General features: G+C 69.4%; 11 protein-coding genes and 1 other RNA gene. 4 read left to right on the forward strand and 8 right to left on the reverse strand.

The window, feature by feature from the left end; all coding sequences use genetic code 11:
* Positions 1-2 precede the first annotated feature (2 nt).
* Both IT184_14800 and IT184_14805 read left to right on the forward strand, forming a co-directional pair.
* Positions 3-1,793 carry a DUF115 domain-containing protein gene (locus tag IT184_14800; GenBank protein MCC7010073.1) on the forward strand — a complete coding sequence of 597 codons (1,791 nt, stop codon included), beginning with the start codon at positions 3-5 and terminating at the stop codon, positions 1,791-1,793.
* Positions 1,794-1,881: 88 nt separating this feature from the next.
* Complete coding sequence (locus IT184_14805) at positions 1,882-2,856, forward strand: ring-cleaving dioxygenase (protein ID MCC7010074.1); 975 nt, start codon at positions 1,882-1,884, stop codon at positions 2,854-2,856.
* Positions 2,857-2,918: 62 nt separating this feature from the next.
* Here the strand turns inward: IT184_14805 and IT184_14810 are convergent, their stop codons facing one another.
* The 8 genes from IT184_14810 to IT184_14845 are packed head-to-tail and all read right to left on the reverse strand — an operon-like array spanning position 2,919 to position 10,298.
* Positions 2,919-5,330, reverse strand: a complete 2,412-nt coding sequence (locus tag IT184_14810; GenBank protein ID MCC7010075.1) for a glycosyltransferase — start codon at positions 5,328-5,330, stop codon at positions 2,919-2,921.
* Positions 5,323-5,814 carry a hypothetical protein gene (locus tag IT184_14815; GenBank protein MCC7010076.1) on the reverse strand — a complete coding sequence of 164 codons (492 nt, stop codon included), beginning with the start codon at positions 5,812-5,814 and terminating at the stop codon, positions 5,323-5,325. Before IT184_14815 ends, IT184_14810 begins: the two co-directional genes overlap by 8 nt.
* A complete protein-coding gene (locus IT184_14820; protein MCC7010077.1) occupies positions 5,811-7,124 on the reverse strand; it encodes a hypothetical protein in 1,314 nt (437 codons plus the stop codon). The genes IT184_14815 and IT184_14820 overlap by 4 nt, the downstream gene beginning before the upstream one ends.
* Positions 7,117-7,866, reverse strand: a complete 750-nt coding sequence (locus IT184_14825; protein ID MCC7010078.1) for a glycosyltransferase family 2 protein — start codon at positions 7,864-7,866, stop codon at positions 7,117-7,119. The genes IT184_14820 and IT184_14825 overlap by 8 nt, the downstream gene beginning before the upstream one ends.
* The gene (locus tag IT184_14830; GenBank protein MCC7010079.1) at positions 7,860-8,606 is read right to left on the reverse strand and encodes a glycosyltransferase family 2 protein; all 747 of its coding nucleotides are present in this window, start codon (positions 8,604-8,606) and stop codon (positions 7,860-7,862) included. Before IT184_14830 ends, IT184_14825 begins: the two co-directional genes overlap by 7 nt.
* Complete coding sequence (locus tag IT184_14835) at positions 8,603-9,250, reverse strand: HAD family hydrolase (protein ID MCC7010080.1); 648 nt, start codon at positions 9,248-9,250, stop codon at positions 8,603-8,605. The genes IT184_14830 and IT184_14835 overlap by 4 nt, the downstream gene beginning before the upstream one ends.
* Complete coding sequence (locus IT184_14840) at positions 9,247-9,600, reverse strand: hypothetical protein (GenBank protein MCC7010081.1); 354 nt, start codon at positions 9,598-9,600, stop codon at positions 9,247-9,249. Before IT184_14840 ends, IT184_14835 begins: the two co-directional genes overlap by 4 nt.
* Positions 9,597-10,298, reverse strand: a complete 702-nt coding sequence (locus IT184_14845; protein MCC7010082.1) for a hypothetical protein — start codon at positions 10,296-10,298, stop codon at positions 9,597-9,599. Before IT184_14845 ends, IT184_14840 begins: the two co-directional genes overlap by 4 nt.
* Positions 10,299-10,661: 363 nt before the next feature.
* Between IT184_14845 and ffs the strand changes: the two genes are divergently transcribed.
* Positions 10,662-10,762: signal recognition particle sRNA small type (ffs, locus tag IT184_14850), an RNA gene on the forward strand.
* A gap of 48 nt (positions 10,763-10,810) precedes the next feature.
* Positions 10,811-12,254: DNA polymerase III subunit gamma/tau (dnaX, locus tag IT184_14855; GenBank protein ID MCC7010083.1), on the forward strand; the 1,444-nt coding region annotated here is incomplete at its 3' end.

The raw sequence follows: 12,254 nt of genomic DNA on the forward strand, positions 1-12,254 counted from the left end.
GCGTGGACGTGCGGCTCGGCCCGCCGGTGGCCGGGCCGCACGTCACGGCTGTCGGCCGGCCGTCACCTGTCCGCTCCGAGCCTGGCGTCGCGCTCGGCTTCTTCCCACCACGGCACACGATAGCGTTCCGGCGCGCGGGCATCGGTCTTGCGAGCACTCTGCCCGTGCACGACATCGCCGGACGTGCGTACGCCGCCAACCTCGTTCATTTGCCCGCCGCGACGCGGGCAGCTTTGTGCGTCACGACTGGCCCGACGCTGAGGGCCGATCCGCCGGCGTACGAGCTGATGGTGTCGATGCCGGACGGCGCGTGGGTGCCGATGCACCCATCCGGCGATCCGGTCGGCGCGGCGCACGCTCTCGTGCGCACGCTCTTGACGGCCGGTCCGCCGCCGCTCATCGTCATCGTCGGTCTGGGTGCCGGTTTCGTGCTCGACGCGCTCGAGGCCGCCGGCAACGAGTCGACGAAGATCCTGGCCATCGAGCCGGTGCCGGCGCTGACCCGGCTGTTGCTGATGCGGCGCGACTGCGCGGCGTGGCTCTCGTCGGGACGGCTCACGCTGCTCGTCGGACCCGACTACCAGGGCATCGCCGACGCGTGGCGCGCTTTCCCGTCCGACGCGATGCCGCCGACGATCATCACGCCGCTCGTCGATCGACATTTTCCCGTCGAGGCCGCGCGCGCCAGAACGCTGCTTCGCGAGCTCGTCGCTGGCGTGCAGGCGAACGCCGCCGCACGCCGTCAGTTCGCCGGAAGGTACCTGACCAACACGCTCGCCAACCTGCCGTCCATCGTCTCGGAGGGCGACGCGGGGGCGCTCGCGGGCGCCTTCGCCGGCACGCCGGCGTTCGTGGTAGGCGCCGGACCGTCGCTCGACCTGAATCTCCGCGCGCTGGAACGGCTCCAGCATCGCGCGATCGTCGTGGCCGTCGACACGGCGCTTCGCCCGCTCGTCGCCGCCGGCATTCGCCCGCACCTCGTCATCGGCGTCGATCCGAGCGAGCTGAACGCCCGCCATCTCCAGCACCTCCCGGATGTGAGCGGTGTGTGGCTCGTGGCCGAAGGCAGTCTCGATCCGAGCGTGTTCATGCCGTTCGTCGGGCGCACGTTCACATTCTGCGTGAGCGATCACGAGCCGTGGCCGTGGCTGCGCGAGTCGGGCCTGACGCGTGGCAGCCTGCGCGCGTGGGGTTCGGTGTTGACCACGGCGTTCGATCTGGCGTGCCGGATGGGCTGTGATCCCATCGTGTTCGCCGGCGCGGATCTCGCCTACTCGCGCGGCCTGCAGTACTGCCGCAACACGACGTACGAGCCCGACTGGCGCGACTACCCGGACGATCGCGCCCGCGCAGAACGCTTCAAGAGCTATCTCGCGACACGGCCGGCGCGCACTGAGACCGACGTGCACGGCCGGCCGATCCTGACGGCGCCGCCCTACGTGCAGTTCCGCGACTGGATCGTCGCGCGTGCACGGGAGCTGACGACCCAGCGCGTGTGGAACGCGACGGGCGACGGCATCCTGCACGGTGGCTCGATCGACCAGGTCGATGACGTGGTCGAACGACTCGAGCAGATAGTCGCGCAGGCGCCGGCGCAGGAGCGGCTGCGCGCGTTGTGGGCCTCGCACCGGTCGCCGCATTCGGTGCTGGCGCAACTCGATCGCGCGCTGCACGACCCCACCTCGATCCCCGTGTCACGATGGCAAGCGTTCGCCGGCGACAAGCTTTCGCCCGACGACCTGAGACGCGCTGTCGAGGCCGCGGCTGTCACGATTCGGGCGCAAGCAGCCTGACGCGCCAACGCGGATGGCGAGCCGGGTTCTCTCCGCATCGAGAGAGCCGAGGCCGTCGCCGCCGATCCGGCCCGACTACAATCGGGGCATGGCCACCCATCGCGGCGTCAACGGACTCCACCACATCACCGCCATCGCCGGTCCTGCGCAGGAGAACCTCGACTTCTATGCCGGTGTGCTCGGCATGCGGCTGGTGAAGAAGAGCGTCAACCAGGACGATCCGGGCACGCTGCATCTCTTCTATGCCGATGCCGAAGGGGCGCCCGGCACGGACCTGACGTTCTTTCCGTGGGCCCACGACGCACCGCCGCGTCGAGGTCACGGGCTCACGGCGGAAGTCGGGCTCGAAGTGCCATTCGGCAGCCTCGAGTACTGGGCCGGCCGGCTCGATCGCTACGGCGTGACGTACTCGGCGGCCGAGACGAGGTTCGGCCAGCGTGTGCTGCCGCTCGTCGATCCGCACGGTCTCGAGGTCGCGCTGGTCGAAGCTGGCGCAGACGATCGCCCGTGGTCCACTCCATGGGACGCCAGCCCGGTGCCGGCCGAGCGTCAGATCCGTGGCCTGCACGGCGCGCGCGTGTGGGAGCGCGACGCAGCGCCCACCGAGCAGTTCCTGACCGACGTGATGGGATTCGAGCGCGTGGCCGCCGATGACGGATGGGTGCGATTTGGTTTCACGCAGGCTCACGGCGTCATCGACGTGCGCGAAACGCCAGGCGAGCGGCGTGGCGCGTGGGGTGTCGGCGCCGTTCATCACCTGGCCTGGCGCGTCGACGACGACGAGCATCAGGTCGCCATGCGCCAGCGGGTGGAGGCGAACGGCCGCCATCCCACGCCGGTCATCGATCGCTTCTGGTTCAAGTCGGTCTACTTCCTCGAGCCGGGCGGCGTGCTGTTCGAGATGGCGACCGACGGTCCGGGCTTCGCCGTGGACGAGGATCCCGCACACCTCGGCGAGGCGCTGATCCTTCCGCCGTTCCTCGAATCGCGACGTCCGGAGATCGAGCGCGTCGTGCCGGCGCTCACGCCGCCGTCTCGCGCCGCGCGTGTCATCCGCTCGTGACCGTGCGCGCGCCGGCTGCGCGCGGCCGGTGCGCGCGGCACGCACGAACGACGGCACGACCGTCAGGCGGCGCGTTCCGTGAGGAACCGGATCCGCTGCTCGCCGACTGGCTCACCGTAGAGCACCTCGTTCTGATCGCAGTACGGGATGCGGGGGTTGGCGTGCACCCAGCGGTCTTCCGCCGTGACGATCGTGGAGGCGGCGAGCGCAATGACTCCGCCGGCACGCTGTACCCGGCGGCACAACTCGACGTCTTCGTGTTCGTTCCAGAACAGGTTCTCGTTCCAGGGAAAGTCCCGCCAGAACGCCTTGCGGATGATCGTCGCGCCGCCAGGGTTGTAGGCGTACTGCGAGCACGCCCGATAGTCGAGCAGCCCGCCGGACGACCACACGTGGTTCTGGCTGCTCACCACGGCCCAGTCGAGGCCACGGCTGCCATCGGGCAGCTTCACGCGCATCGCGGCCAGCCCGTACGCGTAGCCCCACGCCGCGAACGTCGTCGTGAAGTCGTCGGTGAGCCAGAAGCGATCGTGGCAAATGAGGACGTCGGAGTACCGCGCCTCCGATGCGATGAGGTTCTTCTTGCGGGTGATCCAGCCGAGGTCGTCGCGCTCGCCGAATCGCAGGACGCGCACGTGCGGCCGCATCTCGAGCGCGCCGAGTGCCACGGGTGAGACGATCACGATCTCGTACGGTTCGCGGCAGTGCCGCTCGATCGAGTCGATGAAGCGCTCGACGTTGGTGAGCCGGGTCCCGGTCGTCAGCATGCCGAACGTCCAGCCCGTGTGCGGCGCCGTGTAGGCCGAATGACCGGTTCCGGATCGCCGGTATTGCAGCAGGTGGTGGGCCGGGCCCTGGCGCTGCTGGCCGATCCACGAGAACTGCTTCGGGAACAGCTTGTCGATCAGCGACTTGAAGCCGAATGCGGTGAGGTGCTCGTTGTCCCGGATCCTCGCCTCGACCGTCGCGCCGACCGGCACGAGCTTCAGCAACTGGTGCAATACCGGCTCGACGTAGGCGTTGCCGTTCACGCCGGTGAGGCCGACCGTCCGGGCGTCGCGCAGCAGACCGCGCAGCGGCCAGAGATTCGTCGTGTTGTTGTACTCGGTGAGCACGAGGACCTGGCCTGGCGCGAGGCCCGCGGCGTCCATGGACGGCCGGATTTCCACGCGATCGCCGAGCGAGACCATCGCGCCATGCGCCAGTGTCGCCGGCGACGTATCGGCGTCGAGATCGCGCGCCGGCGCGGACCGTGCGGGCGCCACGCCCATCCTCGCGACGTACGCCTTGCCCCATCGGATGATCGCCGCCGACGCGTACGCCGACGCGACGAATCGCCATCCCTGACGTGGCTCGACGATCCGCGGCGACGAAGCCGCGGTCCGTTCAGCCGCGGAGGCGCCGACGGCGACGACGAGCTTCGATCGGCGGCGGAGCAGGCCCGCAGCCCACGGCGCCGGCCGGAGACGATCGCGAAACGAATCGCGCGACAACGCGCACCGGAGGATGCGCCGCCAGGACGAGCGCGCCTGCGGCCACGTCATGCGCTGCACGTCTTCGCGCAGCCGGCGATACCGATAGCGCACGGCTTGCGCGAAGAAGACCGCGCGGGCCTGTTCGTCGCCAATCAGCGACTCGCAGAGCCCGGTGTCCGCTTTGAGATCCGCGATGAATCGCTCGTGCTCGAGGAAGTGCCGGTTCCAGAGCCGGCCGGTCGTGCTGTTCGGATGTACGCGCCACCCGACGAGACCGGCCGAGAACATGCCGATGAACCGGTGACGCCGGTGCTGCGCGATCAGCAGGCGCGCGAAGAACTCCCAGTCACAGAGAAAGTCCAGGTCGTCGCGCATGGGCCCGACGTCGGCAAGCAGCCGGCGGCGGAACACCGTCGCCGACGGCAGCGGTGTCTGCGAGTGGAGCGTCGAGCGAAAAAACAGCGAGGGCTGGACGACCGCGAGCGTCGGCTGCCGATCGAATCGTGGCGTGTCCACGAAGAGCTGCGGATGATGAAACAGCACCTCCAGACCAAGGCGCTCGTCGTTCATCACCGCGGCCTCGATCTCGAGCGCCGCCGGCGCCAGCACGTCGTCGCTATGGAGGATGCGCACGAGGTCGCCGGTGGCGAGCGCGAGGCCCTGATTCGTGTTCCTGGCCTGGCCGAGCCGCGGTGCCGAGAACCGATAGCGCGCCGGCCGCCCGGTCTCTTCCGCGTAGGCGAGCGTCGCTTTGTTGATGCGCTGCCGATCGTCGAGGTCGGGCGAGTCGTCGGTGACGATGATCTCGAACCGCGCGATCGTCTGGCGTCTCAGGCTGTCGAGCGTCTGCAGGAACAGATCCGTGCGCCCGTGCGTCGGGACGACGACGGAAAGAGCGATCGGGGAGGCGGGCGTGCTGCTGCTGTCGCACGACGTGCGGTCGATTTGCAGGACGGGTCTCGAGCGGCCGCCGGAGTGCACCACGGTGTCGTCACACATCGTCCTCTCCCAGAAACCACGGCGCCGGCACGTCATCGTCGATCGCGAGGACCGGGCCGGCGAAGCCCAACCGTCGGAGATCGGCGGTGAGCACGCGTTGGAACACGGTCGTCGAGAGGAGGAACGCGTCGCACTGCTCGACGGCGCCGGCCGGCGGGAGGACGGTCTTGCCGAAGCGCGTCTGGTGCCAGAGCGTGGCGTTGTTATCGGTGAAGCAGTGAATGCGTTCGGCGAAGCCCGGCAGCGCCGTTCGCAGCAGCTCGGTGTGCGCGCCGACACCGAAGACGCCGATGCGGCCGCCGATGGCGTCGAGCCGTGGGCCGAGGACGTCCGTCAGGAACCGCCGGTACTGCCGCGGCCGCTCGACGAAGCCGAGCTGCACGCGATGGTAGCGGACGAACGGCAACTGCAGGAGGCGCACGAGCGCGCGACCGTGCAGGCCTCGAAACGGTACGGGTGCCGCGCCGGCCGTGTCGAACCTCATGCGCCGCCCCCCATCAGCATCTGGAACGTCACCTCGGCTGGATCGACGTCCGCGGCGCTCCTCCGCACCGCGCGCAGATCCACCTGCAGCCGCTGCCAGGCTGCATGGCTGAGCGTCTGCCGCACGCCTGAGCGCAGCGCGACATCGGGAATCGAGAGGTTCTTGAACCAGAGCAGATCGAACCAGTCGTTGTCCACGACGAGGCAGTAGTCGCGGTAGAACGTCCAACTGTCCTCGAGCGTGCCGGCCGCGGCGCGGCCGATCGTCTTGCAGAAGTTCAGGCCGAGGTAGCTCTCGGTTGGATGGCCGTGCATGTTGACGTCGGCGATCGGCCGATCGCGCCATTCGCGGGAGGTGAGCGCGCCGGAGCGCGGATCGAGCGGCGCGGCCCAGTAGGCCCGCAGGTCGCGCGCATCGCCGAGCATGACGAGGTCCGACGGGTGATAGAGCAGGTACTTCCGCGTGAAGCTCTGCGGCACGATGAGCCGGTGGTGCAGGCCGGCGCCGCGCACCGTCTGGTTGCCGATGCGTTCGAGCCACCAGCGTGCTTCCGAGAAGACGTGCGGGTTGAGCACCGCGAGGTCGGTCCGGATCTTGAGCACCGCGCGGGCGCCGAGCGCGATCGCGCGGTCGATGCCGGCGAGCGTCGAGACGATCTGAAGGTTACGGTTCTGCACGCCGGGCCGCTCGGGGCGCCGGCTGGTGACGATCTCGTCCACGAGTGGGCCGACCTCCGCCATGAGCGCGGCATCCGTGTCGGCCCAGGTCGAGAGGATCAGCAGGTGCCGCGGGTGGAGTGCCGACATCACCCGGAGGACCTGCGGCGTCACGTCCGCGATCACCGGCCCCTGCACGACGATGGTGCTGTCGGCGCGCGCGACGTGGCGCGCGGGCACCTCCTGCGCGATCTCCTCCACCCAGGCGAGCTTCGCGCGCACCCCGGCATCGGCGAAGGCTGCGCTCGCGGGCAGGCACGCGATCGGTCCGATCGCCGCGATCGCCTCCTGAATCTCCGGCCATGCCCCCGAGTACACGATCACGAAGGTGTCGGGCCCGGCGTCGCGCGCGAGCCGTTCGGGAGGCACGATCTCGACGCCGTGCCGCCAACGGCCCCACCGGTGCCGATCGCTGTCGACGAGGTACTCGAGCCGCACCGGATACAGGCCGTGGAAGTAGTCGAACACGCTGCCCGATCCCCAGCCGACGAGCTTCGTCTGCCGATCGAACACGCGCCGCGTCGCAACCGCCAGGCTGCGGGCATCGATGGGCGTGGGCAGCGCGGCGGCCGACAGCATCGCGAGGCTACGCAACGGCGCGGGTCGAAATGGGATCCGACAGGAAGAGCGCCAGATCGGACGGGATGCCGAGCCCGTACATGCCGGCGCCCTCGCGGCCGACGTTGTACACGGCGACACGCGCGCCTTCGCCGATGAGCTCGTTGTACACGGGCGCCACGTAGAACTCGCCGTTCACCCGGCGATTGGCGGCGATCATGCGGTCGGCGCCGCGCACGAAGTCGGCGCCGCGGCGGAAGTTGTAGATGCCCACCGTCGCGTCGCTCGAGATCGCCTGCTTCTCGACCACTCGCGTGACGAAGCCCCGCGCGTCCAGCCCGACGAACGACCACTTCGCGTCGTCCGCCGTCATCGTCATGATCAGCCCGTCAGCCCGCTGGCGATCCAGCTCGTCGAGGTACCGATCGATGTCGACGTCCACCCACTGATCGCTGTTGGCGAGCATCAGCGGGTCGTTGGTGTCGATGTGATCGCGCGCGAGGAGCACGGTGCACGCGGCGCCGTCGGTGACGCGATCGACCGGCACGATGAGGCAGCCTGGCGCCGCGCGCTCGAGCGTTTCGCGCATCCCCAGGTGATCGAGGTGCTCGCCGAGCGCGACGAAGATGAACCGGTGCGGCCCGCTCGGCCGCACGTTGCGCACGACGGCTTCGATCATCGGCATGCCGTGAACGGAAATCAGCGGCTTCGGCAGGCGATACCCGGCATCGGCGAAGCGGCTGCCGCGGCCGGCGATGGGAAGCACGATGTTCAGCATGAGGCGAAGGTTGGCGAGACGTAGGCGCGGGCCTGGAACCGTTCCAGTTCCTCGGGCGTGCCGAGCCCGTGCATCGCCGAGGCGGCGATCGGAAAATGGCCGACACGCTTGCCCGCGAGGATGAGCTCGTTGAAGACGGGCGCGACGTAGAACTCGCCGCCCACGGCGGCGTTCTTGAGGAGCGTGCGTTCGGCCGCGGAAACGAACTCGCCGCCGCGCCGGAAGTAGTAGAGGCCCGTGGTCGCGTGCCGGCTGATCGGCTGCTTCTCGGCGACCGCCACGACCGCGTCTCCCTCGACGCGCGCGTACGACCAGCGCGGATGCGTGTTCGGGAACGTCATCAAGGCGCCGTCCCATTCCGCGTCTCGCGCGGCCGCGAGGAATCGATCGATCGACAGGTCGATCCACTGGTCCGCGTTCGCGACGATCAGCTCGTCGTCGTGCTGCAGGTGTTCGAGGGCGAGGAGCACGCTGCAGAGCGCGCCCGCGGTGGGCTGGTGCATCGTCACGATCTCGCAGCCCGGCGCCACGAGGCGCAACACGTCGGCGAGCGCGTAGCGGTGCACGTGCTCCGCCCGGCAGATGAACACGAACCGGTGCGGCTGCTCCGGCGTCAGGTTGCGGACGACCAGTTCGACGAGCGGCTGGCCGGCGACCTCGATCAGCGGTTTGGGGAACGTGTAGCCGCGCTCGGCGAACTGCCGGCCTTCTCCGCCCATCGGCACGACGATGCGGATCATGCGACGAGCCTCGAGGCGGCGGCGTCAGCCCGGTCGATGGCCGCGCGGACGCGAAAGTAGTCGACGTCGGCGAACCCCTTCACGGCGCAGACGTGCGCGCCGGAGCGGCGTGCCGCCTCGACGCCGTGCGGCGCGTCCTCGACGATCAGGCACTCGGACGCCGCCACGCCAAGGCGCTGGATCGCGGTGAGGTAGATTTCCGGATCGGGCTTGGGCCGTGCGACGTCCTCGTTGCTCACGAGGAACTCGAAACAGGCGTCGACGCCGGAGCAGCGGATCATCAGCTCTTGCGTCTCCCGGATGGAGTTCGAGCAGCAGGCCAGGCGGTAACCTTCGCGCCGCAGCCGGTGGAGCATGTACTCCTTCTCGAACACCGGCCGGCACTTCGTGAGGATCTCGTCGCGCGTGTAGATCTGCTTCAGGCGGTTGAGCAGTTCGTGGAGAGCCACGGGCAGGCCTTTCTCCACGCTCAGCATCTCGAGCTTCCGCCGCGTCGGCAGGCCGTTGTAGCCCGCCAGATGTTCGTACCGGCTGATCTCGAAGCCGAAGAGCCGGAGCGCACGGTTCAGCGCGTCGTAGTGCCACTCAGTGGCGTCCACGAGCACGCCGTCCAAATCGAACAGCACGCACCGGATCGCGGTCATGCCGCCGCTCCTGCGGCGGGCGTCGCCGGCTCGACGAGGTGCTTGTCGCCCGCCACGCTCGGCGTTTTCACGACGATGGTGGTGGTGGGCTCGAGGGCGGTGAAGTCGGTCGCCTCGCCCGGCTCGAGGCGCACGATGTCGCCAGCGACGAGCTCGCGCCCGGCCATGCGCGCGCGGCCGGAGGCGATGAGCGTGATCTCGGTGGCGACGAGGTGCACGTGCGCGGGCTCGTGCTCGCCGGCCGCGTACTGTTTGCACGCAACTTCACATGCCGGCGTCCGGAGGCAGGTCGGTTCGAAGTCGCCGACGATCCAGCCGCCGGCCATGTCGGAGAGATGGGCGAAAGTCATGCGATGCGTGCGCGCCGAGAGGCGACGCTGTCTGCCGCGAGCCTGGCCAGCTCTTCGGCGTAGTCGGTGCAGATGCCGTCGACACCCCAGTCGAGGAACTCGCGCCAGCGGCGCCGTGTCTGGTCGTGGGGGAACTGGTGCAGGTCGGGCGACACGGCGTACACCGCGCGGCCGGCGTCCTTGAGCCGTCGCACGTCGGCTTCGGTCGCCCAGAGCCGGTCGAACTCGTCGAGCCAGATCACCGAGGCTTGGCCGATGCCGAGCGCGCGATCCAGCGACTCGCCGCGGTCGCTCACGCGCGCGGCGATCCGGAGCGCGGGATCGATCGCGTGGAAGCGGCGCGCCATCCCGCCGGCGTGCGCTTCGACGAGCTCCATGTCGAACACGAAGACCTGCGAGCGCACGCCCTCCTGCGCGACGAGCGCGGCGATCGCCGCCTCACCGCCTTCTTCTTTGATGTTGAGCGCCACGGTGGCGCGCGGATAGCGGCGCAGCTCGGCGAAGGACGCTTCGGCCAGCCGGCCGGCAGGTTCGAGGAGCGGATCGTGGGCGATGTAGAAGCGGCCGTCGGCGGCCTGCCGGATGTCGATCTCGAGGCCGAAGCCCCGCGCGAGCGCCTGGCCAGCCGTCGCCAACTGGTTTTCGTCGTCGGCCGACGGTCCGTTCGTGTTGCCTCGATGGGCGAGGATCTGCACCATACGTCTCGTCGCCGCAGTGCAAGCGACATGCCTCCAGCGTCCCGTCCCATCTGAACGCCGCGCGCTGCCAGCGTGTGCGCTTCTGGCGCACGCTGCCGCCGACACGCCGACGCGATGTCGGTGGGCCGACATGACACGGTCCCGGGGTCCCTGGTCCCGGGGCCTGGGTTCGCCCTTTGGTTCCTGGTCCGATGGTCCGTGCCTGCATCTCAGAGGCGCGCGGACTGGGGGGCGCGACATGAGACGCGAACCTGAGATGCAGGACCGAGACGCGTGCGAGATCCAGGAGCAGGACGACGCGCGAAGGTGCGACCGCGGGGCGCGGACCAACTGATACACTGATGAACGTCCGCTTCGAACCGCGGTCCGGACCCTGTGCAAGGTCAGCCGACGAACCGCGTCAGGGCCGGAAGGCAGCAGCGCTAAGTCGACCCTGGCTTGTGCCGCAGGCCATCCGGGCCGCGGTTGGAGACGGACTCCCGGGTGGTCTTCTCCCTCACAAGGAACGTTCGATGTCGCATGTCGCACTGGCTCGCAAGTGGCGTCCCCAGAAGTTCGAGGACGTCATCGGCCAGCGCGGGGTCGTCGAGACGCTGAAGAACGCGATCGCGACCGGGCGGCTGGCGCAGTCGTTCATCTTCGCGGGGCCGCGCGGCGTCGGGAAGACGACGACGGCGCGCATCCTCGCGCGGGCGTTGAATTGCGTGCACGGTCCGACGCCGGAGCCGTGCGGCGTCTGCGACGCCTGCGTCGAAATCGCCGAGGGGCGCGACGTGGACGTGCTCGAAATCGACGGCGCGACCTACACCGGCGTCGACGCCGTCCGCGAGGTCATCGTCGAGCCGCTGTCGATCGCGCCGATGCGCGACCGGTTCAAGATCTTCATCATCGACGAGGTGCACCGGCTGTCGAAGAACGCGTTCGACGCGCTGCTCAAGTCGATCGAAGAGCCGCCGCCGTACGTCAAGTTCATGATGGCGACGACCGAGCTCCACCAGGTGCCGGTCACCATCCAGTCGCGGTCGCAGGTCTTCGAGCTGCGGACGCTGCCGTTCGCCTCGATCCGCGAGCAGTTGCGCGCCGTCACGGCCGGTGAGCGCGTGACGATCGACGACGCGGCGTTGGCGCTGGTCGCGCGGTCGGCGGAAGGCAGCATGCGGGACGCACTGTCGGCGCTCGACCAGGTGCTCGCCTTCACGAGCGACAGGGTGACGGCGGCCGACGTGAGCGCGGTCCTCGGCTTGATCGGCCGCGACGTCCAGTTCGAGGTCGCGGAGACGATCGCCCGGGAGGACGTCGCCGGCGCGTTCCGGATCGCCGGAGAGATCGTCGAAACCGGCTTCGACCTGCGCATCGTCTGCCGCGAGCTTGCGCGGCTGATGCGTGACCTGATGGTGATCAAGATCGATCCCACTCGTATCAAGGATCCGGAGATCGCCGCCGAGGGCGAGGCCGAACGGCTGACCGCGCTCGCCACGCGATACTCGCGCGAGGATCTGCTGCGGGCGTTCGACCTGCTGTCGAAGGCCGAGTTCGAGATCCGCAACTCGTCGCAGCCGCGGCATCACTTCGAGATGGCGCTGGTGAAGTGGATCCACCTCCGGCAGTTGACGCCCCTTGCGGATTTGATCGCCGGATTCGAAGGGCGCGAGCCCGCCTCTGGTCCGGGATCTCGAACCCAGACATCGCGCCCCTCCGTGCCGTCCGGCTCCACGCCGCCGGTGCAAGGTCGCTCCCCGTTCACGAGCACGCCAGGCCAACCCGCGCGTCTCGCCGATGCCCACAGCACAAGACCCGGGGCCAGCACTTCCGCACCGGACCGGAGGACCGCGGGACCGGACCAGAGGACTGCCGGACCGGACCAGAGGACTGCCGGACCGGACCAGAGGACTGCCGGACCGGACCAGAGGACTGCCGGACCGGACCAGAGGACTGCCGGACCGGACCAGAGGACTG

It is taken from the genome of Acidobacteriota bacterium (assembly GCA_020853395.1).
Classification (GTDB): Bacteria; Acidobacteriota; Vicinamibacteria; order Vicinamibacterales; family SCN-69-37; genus JADYYY01.